General features: G+C 41.3%; 16 protein-coding genes. 3 read left to right on the top strand and 13 right to left on the bottom strand.

Translation table 11 applies throughout. The features are described from left to right. Positions 1-6: 6 nt before the first annotated feature. The 3 genes from ACLS0A_RS01365 to ACLS0A_RS01355 form a co-directional block, all read right to left on the bottom strand. On the bottom strand, positions 7-312 hold the full coding sequence (locus ACLS0A_RS01365; protein WP_416082104.1) for a type II toxin-antitoxin system RelE/ParE family toxin: 306 nt from the start codon (positions 310-312) through the stop codon (positions 7-9). Between the two features lie 141 nt (positions 313-453). Continuing rightward, positions 454-1,833 carry an outer membrane protein transport protein gene (locus ACLS0A_RS01360; protein WP_416082103.1) on the bottom strand — a complete coding sequence of 460 codons (1,380 nt, stop codon included), beginning with the start codon at positions 1,831-1,833 and terminating at the stop codon, positions 454-456. A 250-nt stretch (positions 1,834-2,083) separates the two neighbouring features. Next, a complete protein-coding gene (locus tag ACLS0A_RS01355; RefSeq protein WP_416082102.1) occupies positions 2,084-3,742 on the bottom strand; it encodes a putative transporter in 1,659 nt (552 codons plus the stop codon). 210 nt (positions 3,743-3,952) lie between these two features. Between ACLS0A_RS01355 and ACLS0A_RS01350 the strand changes: the two genes are divergently transcribed. Then, positions 3,953-5,749 (top strand): ABC transporter ATP-binding protein/permease, encoded by a 1,797-nt coding sequence (locus ACLS0A_RS01350; protein ID WP_416082101.1) that lies wholly within the window; start codon positions 3,953-3,955, stop codon positions 5,747-5,749. 61 nt (positions 5,750-5,810) lie between these two features. Here the strand turns inward: ACLS0A_RS01350 and ACLS0A_RS01345 are convergent, their stop codons facing one another. The 6 genes from ACLS0A_RS01345 to ACLS0A_RS01320 all read right to left on the bottom strand — a co-directional run bounded on the left by ACLS0A_RS01345 (position 5,811) and on the right by ACLS0A_RS01320 (position 12,040). Next, positions 5,811-6,575: a cell envelope integrity protein TolA gene (locus ACLS0A_RS01345; protein ID WP_416082100.1), complete on the bottom strand. Its 765-nt coding sequence runs from the start codon at positions 6,573-6,575 to the stop codon at positions 5,811-5,813. Further along, the gene (exbD, locus tag ACLS0A_RS01340; RefSeq protein WP_103853409.1) at positions 6,576-6,962 is read right to left on the bottom strand and encodes a TonB system transport protein ExbD; all 387 of its coding nucleotides are present in this window, start codon (positions 6,960-6,962) and stop codon (positions 6,576-6,578) included. 9 nt (positions 6,963-6,971) lie between these two features. Further along, positions 6,972-7,418 carry a TonB-system energizer ExbB gene (exbB, locus tag ACLS0A_RS01335; RefSeq protein WP_103853410.1) on the bottom strand — a complete coding sequence of 149 codons (447 nt, stop codon included), beginning with the start codon at positions 7,416-7,418 and terminating at the stop codon, positions 6,972-6,974. A 165-nt stretch (positions 7,419-7,583) separates the two neighbouring features. Continuing rightward, positions 7,584-9,635: a TonB-dependent receptor domain-containing protein gene (locus ACLS0A_RS01330; protein ID WP_416082099.1), complete on the bottom strand. Its 2,052-nt coding sequence runs from the start codon at positions 9,633-9,635 to the stop codon at positions 7,584-7,586. Between the two features lie 271 nt (positions 9,636-9,906). Further along, the gene (locus tag ACLS0A_RS01325) at positions 9,907-11,187 is read right to left on the bottom strand and encodes an HlyC/CorC family transporter (RefSeq protein WP_416082098.1); all 1,281 of its coding nucleotides are present in this window, start codon (positions 11,185-11,187) and stop codon (positions 9,907-9,909) included. Positions 11,188-11,230: 43 nt separating this feature from the next. Next, positions 11,231-12,040, bottom strand: coding sequence for a cytochrome C assembly family protein (locus ACLS0A_RS01320; RefSeq protein WP_103853413.1), 810 nt, complete (start codon positions 12,038-12,040; stop codon positions 11,231-11,233). Positions 12,041-12,209: 169 nt separating this feature from the next. Here ACLS0A_RS01320 and ffh point away from each other — a divergent pair, with 169 nt between their 5' ends. After that, on the top strand, positions 12,210-13,595 hold the full coding sequence (ffh, locus tag ACLS0A_RS01315) for a signal recognition particle protein (protein WP_416082097.1): 1,386 nt from the start codon (positions 12,210-12,212) through the stop codon (positions 13,593-13,595). A gap of 89 nt (positions 13,596-13,684) precedes the next feature. Here the strand turns inward: ffh and ACLS0A_RS01310 are convergent, their stop codons facing one another. From ACLS0A_RS01310 to infA, 4 genes are all read right to left on the bottom strand, one after another. Beyond that, entirely contained in the window at positions 13,685-14,086 is a 402-nt protein-coding gene (locus ACLS0A_RS01310) for an NUDIX hydrolase (protein WP_416082096.1), read from the bottom strand. 105 nt (positions 14,087-14,191) lie between these two features. Then, positions 14,192-15,655, bottom strand: coding sequence for a sucrose-specific PTS transporter subunit IIBC (locus ACLS0A_RS01305; RefSeq protein ID WP_416082095.1), 1,464 nt, complete (start codon positions 15,653-15,655; stop codon positions 14,192-14,194). 91 nt (positions 15,656-15,746) lie between these two features. Continuing rightward, positions 15,747-17,618 (bottom strand): ATP-binding protein, encoded by a 1,872-nt coding sequence (locus ACLS0A_RS01300; RefSeq protein ID WP_416082094.1) that lies wholly within the window; start codon positions 17,616-17,618, stop codon positions 15,747-15,749. 132 nt (positions 17,619-17,750) lie between these two features. After that, complete coding sequence (gene infA, locus ACLS0A_RS01295; protein ID WP_005627617.1) at positions 17,751-17,969, bottom strand: translation initiation factor IF-1; 219 nt, start codon at positions 17,967-17,969, stop codon at positions 17,751-17,753. Between the two features lie 176 nt (positions 17,970-18,145). Here infA and ACLS0A_RS01290 point away from each other — a divergent pair, with 176 nt between their 5' ends. Further along, positions 18,146-18,694 (top strand): DUF924 family protein, encoded by a 549-nt coding sequence (locus tag ACLS0A_RS01290; RefSeq protein ID WP_416082093.1) that lies wholly within the window; start codon positions 18,146-18,148, stop codon positions 18,692-18,694.

Here is an 18,694-nt window from a genome sequence, read left to right as displayed (position 1 = left end):
TTCTCCTTATAAATCATAACGATGTGGATCAAGATAAAGCTGAGAAAGTTCGCCATTATCGAAATGAAAAATCAGACGATATTGTTTATTCACCCTAATGGAATAACGTTTATTCTCTTTAGGCTCGAACAGCTCAAGGTGATTGGCAGGCGGAACCCGTAAATCATTTAGATTTTCTGCCGCATTTATCATATCTAATTTTCTTGCTAATACTTTCGTTAAATTTGCAGGAATTTTGCTATGCAATTCCCCACACTGGAAAAAACGATAAAGATAGCCATCTTTAAAATGCTTAGCCGTTAAATTAAACATCTTATTTGCTCTGCTTATTTCTTATTATGAAAAATATTGTAAAGAATTGAATTGCATAGTACAAGTGTGCAATTAAGAAAAAGCCTATCCAGCAGGATAGGCTTATTATAATCAAATTGGCGTAAATGCCTAGTTCTTAAATTAGAAGCTGTAATTTACGTTTAGGCCGTAAAGGTTGGCGCTAGATTTTGAACGATAGTCAGCTTTTACTTCAACTAAACCACCACCAAGGCTTTGTGTTTCAGTGAAGTTGACTTTCTTACCGCGTAAATGAGCAAAACCGAAATCTACAGAAAGATTTGGGGTAAATTTATAGGTTGCTCCTAAGCTATACCAAGTACGATCGGTATCTGGAATTGATGCACTCGCATGCTCAGTTGGAGCGGCTGCTTCATCATAAGCAATACCTGCGCGTAATGTTAGTTGATCATTAACAAGATAGCTTGCCCCTAAGGCTACACGTGTATTATCGCGGTATCTTTCTTCTTTATGGAATGCAAGATCACCATTGCGAGAGCCTGCCGGCACGCTCTCATAAGTCGCGTGTAAATTTTTTAAACGACTCCACTCTGTATATTTGTAGCTATAATGCACAGCAAAAGCATCTGTTAATTGGTGGAAACCTGAGATTTCCCAATAACCCGGTAAATTTAACGTTAATGAACCCGCACCAACATAAGGTTGAACACCATAAGGCATATAACTTACTGCGTTACGATCTTTAAATTTCACATCAACTTTTGAGTGGTATGCAACACCGATACGGTTTCTTTCATTAAATTCATAAACCAAGCCAGCATTCCAACCAAAGCCCCAAGCGCTTCTATCTTCAAGGTGAGTAAGAACTGTACCTTTCTCAACACCTGCACCAACTTGTGCCGCCATTGGTGCATAAGGGCTAGGACTTGCTGCAACCGCATTTAGTGCGTCATCTAAAATCCCTGCTGTACGTTCAACTTCAGCTTTAACATAGATAGCATTTAAGCCAGCACCAATACTAAATCCTTCAGTAACACGGTAAGCACCACTTAAATTTAAGTTAATTGCGCTTAAATCCGTTTTTCCGCCAAAAACACCCGCACTATAATCGCTGCCATATTCACTTCTTAAACCGAAGTTTACATTCATTCCTCCACCAATCGCGAATTTATCATTGATTGGGGCTACGAAATACATATTAGGTACTAATGAACCTGGTACAACATCATTATTATCAGCAGATTGTGGACGAGTAACAGGACGACCACCTGCTGTCGCGGTTACCGTACCATCAACACGAATTTTAGAATCGACATAAACCCCACCCGCACTAAATTGGTTGGTTTTAAACAAAGTCATTAAAGCTGGGTTGGTAGCCACCACAGAAGCGTTATCAGCAATGGCTGCTTCACCAGCATAAGCACGGCCTAAACCTGAACTTGAAACTTCTGCTAATTGGAATGCTGCTGCTTGCGCACCTCCTGCAACAGCTAATAATGCAGAAGAAAGTAATGTTCTTGAAAAAATTGTTGTTTTAGTCATTTGTAACCTTTTTTCGATTAAATTGATAAAAATTGATTAGAAAAGCTGTTGGATTGTAAAGAAAGCACTACACTAGTGCAAACAAATTTAGCCTAACTAATCAGAGTTCAGACCAGTTGAAAAATATAAAAAGAAAACAAAGGGATAATAAGCAGTCAGATCATCGTAAACTTAGCTGTTATATCAAAAATAAGAATAAAAAAATGCCCAGCTAAGCCGGGCATTGATAAATTACTAAATGTGAGAAAAGTTAGAAAAAAGACCACAATAAAATAGCTAATAACTGTGGTGAGAGTATCCGCAAGAACATCACCAGTGGATAAACGGTGGCATAAGAAAGTGCGGCAATTCCGCTGTCTTCTTTAATCGCATTGGCAAAGGCAAGCGCTGGGGGATCTGTCATTGAGCCTGCAAGTAAACCACATAAAGACAGGTAATTAAGTTTTAGATATAACCGAGCAAACAGCCCCACCGCCATTAATGGGAAGAAGGTGATGATAATGCCATAGCCCATCCATTCAAGCCCAGAACCATTTACCAGGGTATCCACAAAGTTACCGCCTGATTTTAGCCCCACAACAGCAAGGAATAAAACAATGCCAATTTCGCGTAACGCTAAGTTAGCACTTGGCGGCATAAACCAGTATAGTTTTCCAATGCTCCCTATTCTTGCCAAAATCAGCGCAACAACAAGCGGTCCACCAGCTAAACCCAGTTTTAGCGCCACAGAAAGCCCCGGAATATAAAAAGGAATTGAGCCGACTAACACCCCTAGCCCAATCCCGATAAAAACAGGGAGCATTTGCACTTGTTGCAATTTTTGCTGTGCGTTACCAATTAAGGCAATGGCGTTATCAATCACATCAGAGCGTCCGACAATGTGTAGCACATCACCAAATTGCAAGCTCGTATTTGCACTTGGTACAAGTTCCACCCCAGCACGGTTTAAACGAGAAATCACCACGCCATATTTTTGATGAATGCCCAAAGATTTAATGCGTTTTCCCAAAACCTTTTCATTGGTTACCACAATGCGCTCTGAACGAAGATCACCGGTGAGTGTTGAGCGTGGCACATCCACTTCTTCACCAATCACTAGCTTCATTTTTCTTAATGTATGCGCTTCTCCTACTAAATGGAGCAAGTCATCAAGAAAAATTTCGCTGTCTGCGTTCGGCACGCTTACGTTATCGCCACGTTTTAAGCGAGAGCAAACTACCTCTTTACTTTCAAACCCCGGAATTTCAATTAGCGGCAAGCCGTTAAGATTTGGGTTGGTTACGCGCACATTCATTGAACGCAAACTTTCCTTATCCTGACCGCTTTCGCGTTGGAAATTGGCGTCCTCTTCTTCCACTTTTATTTTAAAAAACAACCGCACTAACCACATTGTGAGTAAAATCCCACAAATCCCAAAAGGGTAAGCTACGGCATAAGCCATACCCATATGGCTGGTAGTGTGGCTCATTCCTAATTCAGCAAGAATTTGTTGCCCGGCCCCTAAAGACGGGGTATTAGTTACCGCCCCAGAATAAACCCCAAGAATAATATCAAGTGGCACATCGGCGGCTTTATATAACACAACCACACTGGCGGCTCCAAGTAATACGATAAGTACAGCTAACCCATTGAGTTTTAAGCCTGATTCTCGTAATGAGGCAAAAAAACCCGGCCCTACCTGAATACCAATCGTATAAACAAATAAGATCAAGCCAAATTCTTGAATAAAATGTAGCGTATGTGCATCTAAATGCACCCCATATTGGTTGGTAAAATGGGCAACAATGATCCCCCCAAACAATACGCCCCCAATACCTAGCCCTACGCCACGAATTTTAAAATGGCCGATCCATAATCCGACCACCGCAACGAGGGCTAAAATGCTAATCGTAACTGCAATATCACTCATAACAACCTCAAAAATTTAATTTAACTAAAAAAATTATAGCAATCTCCAGATAGAAAGAATGAATTAAAGTCCAAAAGTTTAATCTACATCACATTTTTCTTGCTTACCGCATTAATTTCTTTAACAATCTTTGAACAAATTTCTCATTCTGCTATCTAAACAACACGATTAACTATTTTCTTTTCTATCAACTCATTACTCGGAAATATTATGAATTGGTCAGACGAATTACTAAGTTCATTTTTATGGATAATCCAAAGCCTCGTGATTACGAGCATTGTCTTCTCCCTTATCTTAGCGCTTTTAGTCAAAACAACTCGCTGGGCGCATCAATTTTGGCTTTTAGCTAAAAATTACCTTTCCCCCAAACAGAGCCTCAAACCACTCTGCTATTTTTGGGTGATCATCTTCTTTAATCTAGTTGCCGTGCGGTTAGATGTTTTGTTTTCTAATTGGTATAACGCAATGTACAGCGCATTACAGGAAATGAATGTCAGCGTATTCTGGCAACAAATGGTCGTATTTTCCTTGCTTGCCACTGTTCACGTGTTGAATGTGCTGTTTACCTACTACATTTCGCAACGCTTCAAAATTCAATGGCGAACTTGGCTCAATGGGCATTATGTAGAAAAATGGACAGCCAACCAAGCCTATTATAAAACCCTATATAGCCTCAATCAGCTAGACAATCCCGATCAACGAATCCAGCAAGATATTGAATCTTACATCAACAGTTCGCTCAGTTTTGCTACAGGCGTGATTTCCTCCACAGTTTCACTCATCGCATTCACCGCGATTTTGTGGAACTTATCAGGACCAATGGAAATCGCGGGCTATGAAATCCCGCATATGATGGTATTTTTAGTGTTTATTTATGTGCTTATTACCAGTGTGATTGCTTTTAGAATTGGACGACCATTAATTAAACTCAATTTCGCTAATGAAAGGCTCAACGCAAATTATCGTTATTCCCTAATTCGCCTAAAAGAATATGCGGAAAGTATTGCCTTCTACCGTGGTGAAAAAATGGAACAACACTTATTATTCAAACAATTCAATAAAATTATTGGAAACATCTGGCAACTGGTTTACCGCACCCTGAAATTATCTGGCTTTAACTTAACTGTTTCACAGCTCTCCGTTATTTTCCCATTTCTTATTCAAGCGGGACGCTACTTCAGTGAACAAATCAAACTCGGTGATTTAATGCAAACTGCCCAAGCCTTCGGCAAAGTGCAAGAATCCCTTTCTTTTTATCGTAATTCTTATGATGATTTCGCAGCTTACCGTGCTGTGCTTGATCGTTTAACAGGTTTTCATAGTGCGATCAACGCAGTTAATCAACCGTCTAAAACCCAGCTTCAAGATAGCCAAGGCGAAGTGGTATTCCAAAATCTCACCATAAAACGCCCTGATGGAAAAAGCCTGATTGAAAACTTAAACCTCACCTTTCCCCTAGGCACAAGGGTACTAATTCAAGGGCAATCTGGGGTTGGAAAAACCACGCTATTACGCACCGCAGCAGGGCTTTGGCAATATTCCGAAGGCACCGTAATCTGCCCACAACACAGCGCCCTATTCCTTTCGCAAAAACCTTATTTGCCACAAGGTCGCTTAATTGATGCCCTTTATTATCCTGCAATGGCAAGTGAAGATTACGATCTCGCTGCAATCCAACAAATTATGCAACAAGTTAATTTAGGACATTTAACCAATAAGCTCGAGCAAGAACAGGATTGGACGCGCGTGCTTTCTCTCGGCGAACAACAACGCCTTGCCTTTGCCCGCTTATTATTACACAAGCCACAGGTTGCATTTCTTGACGAAGCAACGGCAAGTATGGACGAAGGATTGGAAGACGCAATGTATCAATTATTAAAAAGCACATTGCCAAATACCACCATAATCAGCGTAGGACATCGCTCCACCTTACTTAAACATCACAGATTGCATTTGCAAATTCAGCCAGATAAAAGCTGGAAATTAATCCAACCGATGGAAAATTAAGGTAAAGAAAAGTGCGGTGGAAAAACTCAAAATTTTTCCACCGCACTTCATATTTTATACTTTATTGAATACTAAACCGAATTGGCACGGTCATTGAAGAAGAAAGCCCTGCTGGTCTTGCGCCGATAGATTTTGTTCGGTTTACAGCCTCTAAGGCGGCTTTATCTAAATCATTATTACCAGAGGATTTTGCGAGTTGAATATTACTCAACGAACCATCAGCGGCAATATTAAAACTCACTGTCGCTATCCCTTGTTTACGCATCATTTTAGCCCGTTGTGGGTAGCGTCTATGGCGTTCTATTTCTCGACGCAATGCGCCCATATAGGCATTCTTTACATCAGAGCCAGCACTTTTACTAACAAGGTTTGGATTATTCACCGTTGCCTTACCTAAGCTGGTTGCTGTCGCTGTGATTTTCGCTTCAGAATTCACATTGCGATCCCCTTTTTCAAGCGCCTTATTCGCCAAAGGTTTCTCTTTGAGTTGAGGTTTCTCTTTTTTCGGTTTTTCTTTCTTTTTCTCTTTTGGCTTTTCTTTCTTAATTTCTTTTGGCTTTTCCGGTTTTGGCGGTTCAGGTTTTACAATGGGATCGGGCACCGTTTCTTTTGCCACTGGCTCTGGCTCAGGTTCTGCAACAGGTTCTGGTTCTTCAACGGTCATTCCCATTAGCATTTCCATTGAAATACTATTGTCGATCACGTCTGCTTGATAGCCATTGGCGCTGCTGTCGGCTTTTACAGCATAGACAATCGCCCCAATCACGGTGGCGTGAAATAGGAGAGAAAAGAAGAAGCCGAACCAAGAACGATGTTTATTTGCCATTTATTTGCCTTTTTCTTTCATTGTAACAATGGCAACATTTTTGATGTTATTTTTCGCCATTAAATCTGTCAGGCTAACAAAATCTTGGAAGGTAGCTTTGGCGTCCACTTTAAGGGTTACTTTTTGATCTTTCGCCCAGCTTGCCACTTCTTTTTCCATTTGCGCTAAATCTGTCGGCTTATCATTAAAAAAGATTTCGCCTGTTTCCGTAACGGTTAATAATTTGGCTAAATCGTCCGATTTAAACGCCACAGTGCTACTGGCTTTTGGCACGTTCACTTGAATTTTGCCTTGCGAAATAAAAGACGCGGTGATTAAGACAATCGCCAGCAACACTAACATAATGTCAATGAAAGGGATAATATTGATTTCATCAAACTTTTTCACATTATGCCCCTAGATTTTTTGTCCGTTTAAGGCTTTCCATTTTAGGCGATTGACTTCCACTTTGCGTTGCAAGCCGTTGTAAAACACCATTGATGGAATGGCAACTAAAATCCCCACCGCCGTGGCTTTTAAGGCGAGGGAAAGGTTAAGCATAATGGCAGCGGCATCAATGTCCCCACCTGAATTTCCTAATTCATAGAAAGTTAATAAAATCCCGATAACTGTACCCAATAAACCCACATAAGGGGCATTTGAGCCAATGGTGGAAATAATAGTTAGGTTACGGTTGAGATCAATGTCTAACTCGTGGATATTGGTGTAGTGCGAAACATTCACACGGCTTAAAAAGATAAAGCGTTCAATCACGAACCATACCATAATAAAGCTCATTAAACCGAGTAAACCTAAAATAATGTAATCAACATAATGTTGTAAAAATGCGAATAATTGCGGCATTGAGAAATCCTTAACGCTGACTTCAAATAAAACGAGGCAAATTGCCCTTAATTGTTATTGAGAATGAATTTCAATTAGGTTGCAAATTGTAGCAAATTAAAAATTTGCGGTCAAAGCACAAACAAAAAATGCGGTGAAAAATCACCGCACTTTGTTTTTTCACATTTAGAATGTGTAACTCACATTCATTCGGAAATCACGCCCTGCACCAGTTAGGCTGTTTACCCCTGCGCGTTGGCTGTGGCTTTTGTAGTTCTTGTTGAACACGTTATCCACCGCAACATTAATGGTGAGATTTTCATTTGCCTCCCAGCTTGCAAAAATATCATTCACACCGTAACCCGACTGTTTTACGCTTGTTCCAAATCCTGAACCTCGGCTTGGTGTTCCCGTTTCACCTTCAACAAAACGTCCTTTCCAACCGATTTCAAGATTAGGTTGGTCAAATTTATAGGAAACCTCAGTCGTCCAAGTCCGCCCTGTTGCCACGGCAAACACGGTGTTGTCCGCCACATTACCATAAACTTCTGGCTTACTTTCAGCAACGCCAAGGTGGAGCTTCCAGCCCGCTTGTTTATAGGTTGCCCCCAATTCATAACCTTGGTTACGCAATAATGCGCCGTTGTAAATGACCTTATTTTTTAACGACATCGCATCTTTCACTTTTTGCCAGAAGTAACTTCCGTTTAATGAGAAGCTGTCGTTCAGATCGTAGTTAAAGCCAATTTCTGCATTGCGTGCTTGTTCTGCACGGATATTGCTATCCACGCTAATCGTGCCAGAACCTGCAATAACCACTTCATATAAACGAGGGCTGCGGCTTGCATAGTTCAAGCTGGTATTCAGGCTTAAATCATCAGAAACTTGCCAAATTAAGCCCGCACTTGGGTTGAAATGCCCGTGGCTAGCTTTTTTACCATCGGAGGCTTTAAATTCAAAGTAATCGTAACGGGCTCCCGTAGTGAGTGTAACGGAACCAATTCCCCAAATACCCTCTACATAAAAGCCTAAATCGTCTTTACGCTGATTATGAGCCCCCACTGCCAGTTGGTTAGGTTTTCCCACTTGTTTACGATAGTTTACGCCGTATTTCACAAGGTGATTTTCACCAATAGCGCTGTCTAAATTTAAGTTTGCCCCAGTGGTAAGAATACGGGTTTGCCCTGTAGGTTCTTTACGCACACGTTTGGTGTGATAAACATTGGCGTTGGCCTCGGTAATAAAGCCCATATTTTTACCTGTCCACTCTAAATTGGTAGTATCTTGCGTGGTGGTGCGGTAACGTGGATTGTTGTTATCTTCATTCACCACATAGTTACCGTTTTGATCGAGGACATAGTAAGAATCATTGCCACGTCTGTCTTTCCCAGCATAAACGGAACTTAAGCTGTAACCCTTATTGCGTTGCTCTGGTGATAAGCGTGATGTAGAAATATAAGAATTGGTAAAATCAAATTCTTCACGCAATGCTCTTACGCCGTAATAGCGCTCTTGGCGATGACTTAATACCACACGTTGATTTTCAGTAATATCCCAACCGAGTTTGGCTAATAAACCACGCTCACCTAAGGCACTGTTTTGTACAATGTCTGAGCCGTTAAGGTTTTGATAGCCTTTACCGCCTTTGTAATTTTCTTTGTGATTCCAGTTACCAGAAAGCAAAGCATCAAATGCGCCTACTTTGCCATAAACGCTCATACCTTGGGTGTTACCTTTATTGCTACGAACCCCTGCGGTCAGTTTAAAGCCAAAGTTTTGCCCTTCTCTTAAGAGATCCTGCGCATCAACAGTGGTGGCGATGATCGAACCACTGGTCGCCCCAATCCCAGCACTGGCTGAGCCTGCCCCTTTTTGTACATCAATACGTTTGATTAACGCAGGATCAAGCAAGAAACGCCCTTCGTGGTGAAAAGCTTGGGTGTCGGAATAAGTGTTGTCCACTTTGAAATCAATTTGATCTTGTCCCATACCACGAATAGTTACCCATTGTGATGTCCCACCATTTCCGCCACCGAAATTGATGGCTGGCTCATCAAATAATAAACCACGCAAATCCGTTTCGGTGCTGCGTTCCATTTGTTTTAGGGTAACAACATTAGTTTTGCTCTTCGCACCCGTATTTTCTGTGATGACATCAATCACGCCGAGGCTTTCCGCTTGTACCGCCGTAGCAACAAGCGTAGCGAGAGGTAAAAGAACAAATTTTGCTTTTTTCATAATGAACTTCCTTTATTTCATATTGTCAAATTGTTGAGAATTATTATTGTTTGCTTTTGCATTTATAGTCAATAACTTAAAATTCAAAAAATAAAAATTTCTGAAACAGGAAGAAGATCGTTAAAAATTAAGAAAAATTTTGTAAAAAAGCACCGCACTTCGTGAAATAAATTAGATAATGTTTAAAGACGAAAAGTAAATGAAAGACAAAAGAAAAAGACGAAAGGCAAGCCACCTTTCGTCTTTGTGATTTTAGGATAGGAAAAACCTTTTATTCTGGCTGTTTTGTTGGTGAAATTTTTTCTACTTTTGCTTGTTTCACCATATTATCCGCCACTTCTAAAATGGTGATTTTTAAGCCGTTGATTTCACATTCCGTGCCTTCTTCGGGGATTTCTTCCAAATGCTCTAAAATTAATCCGTTGAAAGTGCGCGCTTCGTCTGTGTCTAAATGCCAGTCAAACAATTTGTTCAGATCACGAATATTGGCAGAGCCTTCAATGATCATTGAGCCGTCAGATTGCTGGGTAACTTCTTCATCAATGGACGGGGCGGTTGAGGTGGTAAATTCGCCCACGATTTCTTCCAAAATATCTTCCAAGGTGACCAAGCCTTTGATGTCGCCATATTCGTCCACTACCAAGCCAATACGCTCTTTTTTGCTGCGGAAATTCAATAATTGCGCATTAAGCGGCGTGCCTTCAGGGATAAAATAGGCTTCGTCCACCGCGCGGATCAAGGTTTCTTTAGTGAATTCATTTTTATCTAGCATTAAGCGATAGGCTTCGCGCACACGCAAAATGCCTAGCACATTTTCGTCCATACTCTCTTTGTACAACACCACTTTACTGTGCGCCGAATGGTTGAGCTGACGCATAATGGCTTTCCAATCATCGTCAATGTCGATCCCGCCAATGTCGTTGCGCGGCACCATAATGTCGTCCACGGTAACTTTTTCTAAATCCAAAATAGAAAGCAACATTTCTTGGTGAGCGGAAGGAATGAAATGCCCCGATTGATTCACAATGGCGCGTAATTCTTCTGTGCTTAAGGAACTGGTTTTTTGCTCATTTTTCACGCGGAATAATTTCATCAAGCCACAAATAATCAGGTTCATTAAGAACACAATCGGACTAAAAATTTTCAGCAATGGGGTGAGAATATGGCTTGATAAAAAAGCCACTTTTTCAGGATAAAGTGCGGCAATGGTTTTCGGGAAAATTTCCGCAAAGATCAACATTGCGAAAGTTAATGCCCCTGTGGCAATCGCCACGCCCATATCGCCATATAAACGCATACCAATAATGGTAGCAATGGCAGAGGCAGAAATATTAACAAGGTTATTACAGATAAGAATCAGACTAAGTAAAATATCTGTTTTTTTCAAAAGTTTTTCTGCTTTTTTCGCCCCTTTATGCCCTTTTTCGGCTAAAAAGCGCATACGATAGCGGTTGGCGGAAAGCAAGCCTGTTTCTGAACTGGAAAAATAGGCGGATAAAATGAGTAAAATAATTAAAGTGATAAATAACGTACTAAGGGGAATACTATCCAAAATCAAGTCCTTTTATAAAACCATCGTTCTTGGGTGGCCGAAATTAAAGCCCTAGCCCAAACGCAACTCGGCTGCCAAAATAGGCAATCGAAAGCAAAATCATACCTGAAATGCTATAAATAATCACCTTTTTTCCACGCCAATGCCATTTCCAATGCCCGATTAATGCGACACCTAGCACCAGCCACGCAAGGAACGAAAAGATGGCTTTTTGTACATTTTGCACGCCAAAGAAATCAGGCAAATAAATCGCACCAGAAATTAGCGTTAAGGTCAGCAACACTTCACCACTTAGCATTAAGCGGAAAAAATGGCGTTCCACCGTCATTAATGGCGGAATAATTGGCGATAACGCTAGTTTTTTACTTTTAAGATTGCGGTCAATCCACCACAACTGCACGGCATATAAAGTAGCAATAAAACAAACAGCATAGGCCAACAGCGCCAAGCCGATATGTAGGAATAAGCCCACATTGTGGATCAAATGTTGCACGATAGAAAAAGGTAAAAATGTTTGTAAAATCAAATTGATAATGGCGAGGCAATAGACAATCGGCAATAAAAACCATAGCGTATTCACCCGAAAACCAATGGCAAAAGTTGCTAAAGCTGCCACGATCACACTTAGCAAGGAACTGATGTCCATTAAGGTGAAGGTTTGCTCATTCGCCCAATGGGAAAACAACGGCGCAAGGCTAATGCCGTGGGTAATAATCGCCAAAAGTGCGGTGCAAAAAAACAATGTTTTATTCGGTTTTTTGGTTTGTTCGCCCGAATGGGCTTTCAACAACATCGGGGTAATGAGAAGAATGCTAATTAAATATAAAAAAATTGAAACAACGGCAAACCACATTTTTATTCACCTTTTTATTCGCTTTAATGCCAAATTAAGAACTATTCTTATTCTAGCCTTGCCGCACTAAAATCGCTATAAATTTCTTTCAAATGATGAAAATCTGTGGGATTTCAGTATAATTGGCACAATTTATTTCATTTTATTCCACTCAAATTTAGGAAAAACGATGTTTGAAAACCTTTCTGATCGGCTCTCGAAAACCCTGCGCAACATAACAGGGAAAGGGCGTTTAACCGAAGATAATATTAAAGATACCCTGCGCGAAGTGCGTATGGCATTGCTTGAAGCAGACGTTGCGCTGCCTGTGGTGCGTGAATTTATCAATAAAGTGAAAGAACGTGCTATCGGCGAAGAAGTAAATCGTAGCTTAACGCCGGGGCAAGAATTTCTCAAAATTGTGCAATCCGAGCTTGAAAAAGCGATGGGTGAAGCGAATGAAAGTCTAAATCTTGCCACTCAGCCGCCAGCGGTGATCCTAATGGCCGGTTTGCAAGGGGCGGGTAAAACCACCAGCGTGGGGAAATTAGCTAAATTCTTGCGTGAACGTCAAAAGAAAAAAGTGATGGTGGTGTCGGCGGACGTGTATCGCCCTGCGGCGATCAAACAGCTTGAAACCCTTGCGCAAGCCGTTGGGGTGGATTTTTTCCCGTCCAACAGCCAGCAAAATCCAGTAGAGATTGTGCAAGCTGCACTGGCTGATGCTAAGCTAAAATTCTATGATGTGTTGATTGTGGATACTGCTGGTCGCCTGCACGTTGATGGCGAAATGATGGAAGAAATCCAAAAAATTCACACCGCACTTAATCCTGTGGAAACCCTTTTCACGGTGGACGCAATGACAGGGCAAGACGCCGCCAACACAGCCAAAGCCTTTAATGAAGCGCTACCGCTTACTGGGGTGATTCTGACCAAAGTGGACGGTGATGCACGCGGCGGTGCAGCACTTTCTATTCGCCAAATCACTGGCAAACCGATTAAATTCTTAGGGGTTGGGGAAAAAACAGACGCCCTTGAGCCTTTCCACCCTGATCGTGTGGCTTCACGCATTTTAGGAATGGGGGACGTGCTTTCGCTAATCGAAGATCTACAACGTTCTGTGGATCAAGAAAAAGCAGAAAAAATGGCGAAAAAATTTCAAAAAGGCGATGATTTCACCTTGGAAGATTTCCGCGACCAGCTCATTGAAATGAAAAAAATGGGCGGAATGATGACAATGCTTGAAAAATTACCGGGCGCGAAAAATCTGCCTGATCATATTAAAAATCAAATTGATGACAAAATGTTCATCAAAATGGAAGCCATCATCAATTCAATGACCCTAAAAGAGCGCGCCAAACCTGAGATCATCAAAGGCTCACGCCGCCGCCGCATTGCGCTTGGCTCAGGCACACAGGTGCAAGACGTGAATAAATTGCTCAAGCAATTTGACGAAATGCAACGTATGATGAAAAAAATGCGCAAAGGCGGTATGGCAAAAATGATGCGCGGAATGAAAGGAATGATGGGCGGAATGAGCGGCCTAGGTAGTCTTGGCAATATGTTCAAACGCTAATTAATCATAAAAAACGGTAAAAATAAAACCGCACTTTTGATGCTATGGTTTAAAAGTGCGGTTATTTTTTGCGAATTTATTTAGTTCGTTTATTCCAGCATCCCTTGCTGTTTTAAATATTCCAAAACTTTTTGTGTGGCGAGGGAACATTTTTCTTTGTCTTGATAACCAATCCAAGCCAATTCAGCAATTTCACTTTCAGGGCGATAATCGCCGATGAAATCCCCTTTGTAGCAGGTGAGCGTTACAATGCAATCCATATTTTTTCCGTCTGCTTGAGCGGAAAATGCACCGATTCGTTGCAGGCTATTTTCAATTAAGTCGATGCCCAGCTCTTCTTTAATTTCGCGCATTAGGGCTTGTTGATCACTTTCGCCTTGCTCTCTTTTTCCTCCGGGGAGATAAAATTTCTCTTTGCCTTTAGAGCGTGCCATTAATAATTGTTTATCTTTAATGTATAGCCAAGCTAGCTTATCGATTTGCGTCTTCATTTTTGCCTCGCTGAAAATAAAAATCTGCACCTTAAACGCAGAATATTGTATTCCTGTTTAAGGTGCAGATCAAAGTGCGGTACTTTTTTGCGAATTTTATAAAAATTACGCTTTAGTTTGTGCGCGTTTTACTAAAATAACAGAAAGAGTAAACGCAACGGCGAAAGAAATCACCATACCCACACTGTACATTGCAAGGCTGTCTGGTTTAATAGACGGAATACCTAAGAACCCTGCTGCGCCAAGTGCTTGCGCTTTTACATTGAAGAATGCAATAAAGGCGCTGGATAAACCTGAACCGATCATTGCCGCTAAGAAAGCTTGACGATAGCGTAAGTTCACCCCGAACATTGCAGGCTCAGTGATCCCTAATAAGGCAGAAATACCTGAAGGAACGGCTAAGCCGCGTACTTTTGGATCTTTCAATGCGAATGCCACACCTAAACAAGCCGCACCCTGTGCGATGTTTGACATTGCTGCAATTGGGAAGATGAATGTACCGCCCGATAATGACATATTAGAAAGCAGTTGCGTTTCCACCGCGATAAAGGTTTGGTGCATACCCGTGATAACAATTGGTGCATAGAATGTCCCGAAAATACCGCCACCGATAAAGCCAAGTTTGTCATATAACCAAGTTAAACCGATAGTGATCAAATCCCCTGCTTCACGTCCGATTGGCCCAATCACGGTGAACGCAAGTAAACCTGCGATAAAGAGCGAGAACATTGGGGTGATCAAGTTGTCGAGGTAAGATGGCACAAATTTACGGAACGTTTTTTCTAACGTAGCTAGAACCCAAGCCGAAATTAACGTTGGAATTACCGTGCCTTGGTAGCCCACTTTTTCGATTTCTAAACCGAACACATTCCAGTGTGTGATTTTGCCTTGCGCAGCGGTAAGGGCATAGTTCCAACCGTCTGCTAATGCAGGGTGAACCAGTAACATTCCCAGCGCCGCCCCTAAGAACGGATTTCCGCCGAATTTACGAGTAGCAGAAAAACCAAGCAACACCGGTAAGAACACGAATGGCGCGTTGGCAATAGTATTAATAAAATCAACAAGATCAGAAAGATTGCTAAAACGATCGACTACGGAATAACCTGTAATTGGCTGACCAGAATCGCGCAAGGCTTGTGGTACGTCCCAGAAGAAACCTTGTGCGGTAAGCATACTGTGGATACCCATTAACAAACCGCCCGCCACGATAGCAGGGATAATCGGCACGAAAATATCCGCCAAGCCTTTCACCAAGCGCATAATTAGCCCTTGGTTATTTTCTGAAGCTTGTTTCGCCACTTCATTTTTGGTCATATCGCCGATGTTAAGCTGTTTCGCCATTTCATCGTGTACTTTATTTACGGTACCTGAACCAAAAATAATTTGATACTGGCCAGAAACTGCAAATTGACCTTTTACGCCATCAATATTTTCAATAGCTTCTTTGTCAATTTTGCCTTCGTCTTTCACCACAATGCGTAAACGCGTTGCGCAATGTGCAAGCGCGCTGATGTTGTCTTTGCCGCCCAGTTTATCAATCACCTGCTTGGCAACATTTGGAAAATTCATCGGTTTTCTCCTCTTGTTGATGTTGAATTAAAATTGCACAGATTCTAGCTAAAACCTTTAAGCGTGACTAGTGTAATGTGTAAAAACTTTGCTAATGATCAACAGAATTTAGCCAGTTTATTAATTTGTTCAAATCTTTCTGCCAATTTTGCGATAGTTGTTCCAAATAATGGGGGATTTCACTTTCCCAATTTGGGTTTTCACTATGCTGGGCTTGTTCGGCGATTTGTTGGATACGTTTTAAGCCCACTGAACCTGCCGCACCTTTGATTTTATGGGCGATGTTGCCGACTTCAGCTTTATGTGCAGGTTGAGTTTGATAAATTTGGTAAGCCGTCATTAATTCAGCCATATAATCAGGCATTAGCTGTTGGAAAAGTGCGGTGTTATTTTTTACTGTTTTTACGCCCAATAAAGCGACAAATTCATTGAGTGTGGCGAAATCCAGTGCTTCATCTTGCTCTATTGTCGTTTCTCTCATTGCTTTGGAAGAACTTTCGCCCAGTGGCAACGCAATCTCATCAGCAAAATACTGATAAAGACATTGCGTCAGCGCCTCTAAAGAAAGAGGTTTGCGCAGAATATCGTCCATTCCTTGCTGTAAATACTCTTGCTTATCGTGCATTACATTGGCAGTGAGCGCAATGAGTGGCGGCAGATAATCATATTCATCATTTTCGTATTTTTGGCGTAAATACTGGGCGATTTGAAAGCCAGACATATCAGGCAGCTGAATGTCAATGAGCAGCAAGTCATAGCTATTTTGTTCAAATTCTTCGATGGCTTGTTGTCCTGTCATTACTACATCTACTTCATAACCTAATTTTTCCAAAACAGATTTCGCCACGATCACATTCACTTCAATATCTTCAATCAGCAAAATACGCAGTTGGTTTGGCAAATGTTGATGATAGGCTAACGGCTTGCTGACCGATTCGGCTTGAATGGTTAAGGTAAAAACGGAGCCTTTTTTCACCGCACTTTGCACGCTGAGATCACCGCCCATTAAATTGGCAATGGTTTTGGAAACTGCTAAGCCAATGCCACTGCCGGCGTGCTGATATTGATTGGATTGCACGCGGTAATACATCGCAAAAATATTGGCCAATTCGCTTTCAGCAATGCCAATACCCGTATCGGAAATGGCGAAGGCAAATTGCTGTTCGCCAGTTCGGCTAACTTTCAGTTTGATCACGCCTTTTGGGGTGAATTTCACCGCATTATTAATTAAGTTCCATAAAATTTGGCTTAATCTGGCGCTATCTAGCATCAGCCATTGCGGTAAATCGGGTTCGTATTCTAGTTCAAATTTGAGCTGATTTTGCTCCGCCATTAAGGTAGCAAAATTGGCAATATCATTAAGAAAGGCATAAAAATCTGTTTCTTTGCGGTTTAACTCAATTTTGTGCGCATCAATTTTTTCCAAATCAATAATATCGCTAAAAATATGCCCTAAAGACACCGCACTCATATTGATGGTTTTCAAATAATTTTGCTGTTCGGCGCTTAAATTGCCGTCTAATAAAATGCGGCTTAAGCCAATAATACCGTTCAGCGGTGTGCGTAATTCGTGGCTAATGGTGGTCATCAAGGCGGTTTTGTTACGGCTGTTTTGCTCTAAATCATTTAACGCCACAGAAAGTTTTTTTTCTGCCACCATTCTTTCTGAGACTTCACGGCGTAAATTTTCCACTAATTTGGCTAATTCAAGGCGAGATTTTTCCAGTTTTTCCACCAAAAGGGTGAAGAAATAGATCACAAAAGGTGCGGAAATTAAGCCAAACACCACGGAACGCACCACGTCCGTCCAATAAACCGTTTCCACCACACACAGGCTGAATAACACCTGTGTGCATAAAGCCAGCACCGCCAGAGCTAAGACGCCAAGTATAGAAAATCGCACGCGTCCAAGGCGGATTACCCAATCCACATAACGTTGTGCGAAGTGTTTGATGTTTCGCATTTTATTCCCTTGATTTAGCCAAATAGACAATGGCATTATGATAACAACAACGCATAAAAAAAGAGATAAAAATTTGCCCTAGACAGCGCTAGGGCAAAATTTGAATAGGTAAGAAGAAAAATGATGCGATAATTAACGGCTGCGGAAAATAATGCGTCCTTTACTTAAATCGTAAGGGGTCATTTCCACGGTTACTTTATCGCCAGTTAAAATACGAATATAGTTTTTACGCATTTTCCCTGAAATATGTGCGGTTACAACGTGTCCATTTTCCAATTCCACACGGAACATCGTGTTTGGCAAGGTTTCTAAAATCGTGCCTTGCATTTCAATGCAATCTTCTTTAGCCATTAATTCCTCTAATGTTAATAAAATAAGTCAAAAAACGGGCGAATTATACTCTTTTCACCCGCATTCACCAAGTTTTTTCTAGAAATTTAGCCTAATGGGCAAAATTTAATAAGTTGTGGTAAAATCCGCCGCCGTGAAATTCACTTCATTTTTTATCTTCAACTAAGGAAATGTTTATGAGTATTGCCTCGCCACAAGCGGTGCTAGATTTTTGGTTTAGCGAAGAGAATCAGCCGTTTTGGTTTGTGAAAAGCGATGAATTTGATGACAAAATTCGCGAAAAATTTGACCGCACTTTAAAAGCGGCCGCACAAGGTGAATGCGCCAACTGGCGTGAAACTATTGAAGGACGCTTGGCGGAAATCATCGTGTTAGATCAATTCTCGCGTAATTTATATCGCAGCACCCCAGCAGCCTTTGCGCAGGATTCAATGGCATTAGTGTTGGCTCAAGAAGCCATTAAACAGCCTGATTTTGCGAACCTGCCGACCTTATGGCGTAAATTTATGATTATGCCTTATATGCACAGTGAATCAGCGCTGATTCATCAGCAAGCGGTGGAATTATTTACCGCACTCAATGATGATTACACCTTAGATTTTGAACTGCGCCATAAAGCGATTATTGATAAATTTAATCGTTATCCGCATCGTAATGCAATTTTAAATCGCACATCAACCGCGGAAGAAATCGAATTTTTAAACCAGCCTAATTCTTCTTTTTAA

The organism is Avibacterium volantium (genome assembly GCF_049366555.1).
In the GTDB taxonomy this organism is placed as follows: Bacteria; Pseudomonadota; Gammaproteobacteria; order Enterobacterales; family Pasteurellaceae; genus Avibacterium; species Avibacterium volantium_A.
Note: the sequence above shows the minus strand (reverse complement) of the source record. Positions and strands in the feature narration are given on the sequence as shown.

Excerpts from the sequence above, each read along its gene's own strand:
- ACLS0A_RS01365 (WP_416082104.1), bottom strand. The coding sequence starts at position 312 with ATGTTTAATTTAACGGCTAAGCATTTTAAAGATGGCTATCTTTATCGT.
- ACLS0A_RS01360 (WP_416082103.1), bottom strand. The coding sequence starts at position 1,833 with ATGACTAAAACAACAATTTTTTCAAGAACATTACTTTCTTCTGCATTA.
- ACLS0A_RS01355 (WP_416082102.1), bottom strand. The coding sequence starts at position 3,742 with ATGAGTGATATTGCAGTTACGATTAGCATTTTAGCCCTCGTTGCGGTG.
- ACLS0A_RS01350 (WP_416082101.1), top strand. The coding sequence starts at position 3,953 with ATGAATTGGTCAGACGAATTACTAAGTTCATTTTTATGGATAATCCAA.
- ACLS0A_RS01345 (WP_416082100.1), bottom strand. The coding sequence starts at position 6,575 with ATGGCAAATAAACATCGTTCTTGGTTCGGCTTCTTCTTTTCTCTCCTA.
- exbB (WP_103853410.1), bottom strand. The coding sequence starts at position 7,418 with ATGCCGCAATTATTCGCATTTTTACAACATTATGTTGATTACATTATT.
- ACLS0A_RS01330 (WP_416082099.1), bottom strand. The coding sequence starts at position 9,635 with ATGAAAAAAGCAAAATTTGTTCTTTTACCTCTCGCTACGCTTGTTGCT.
- ACLS0A_RS01320 (WP_103853413.1), bottom strand. The coding sequence starts at position 12,040 with ATGTGGTTTGCCGTTGTTTCAATTTTTTTATATTTAATTAGCATTCTT.
- ffh (WP_416082097.1), top strand. The coding sequence starts at position 12,210 with ATGTTTGAAAACCTTTCTGATCGGCTCTCGAAAACCCTGCGCAACATA.
- ACLS0A_RS01310 (WP_416082096.1), bottom strand. The coding sequence starts at position 14,086 with ATGAAGACGCAAATCGATAAGCTAGCTTGGCTATACATTAAAGATAAA.
- ACLS0A_RS01305 (WP_416082095.1), bottom strand. The coding sequence starts at position 15,655 with ATGAATTTTCCAAATGTTGCCAAGCAGGTGATTGATAAACTGGGCGGC.
- ACLS0A_RS01300 (WP_416082094.1), bottom strand. The coding sequence starts at position 17,618 with ATGCGAAACATCAAACACTTCGCACAACGTTATGTGGATTGGGTAATC.
- infA (WP_005627617.1), bottom strand. The coding sequence starts at position 17,969 with ATGGCTAAAGAAGATTGCATTGAAATGCAAGGCACGATTTTAGAAACC.
- ACLS0A_RS01290 (WP_416082093.1), top strand. The coding sequence starts at position 18,146 with ATGAGTATTGCCTCGCCACAAGCGGTGCTAGATTTTTGGTTTAGCGAA.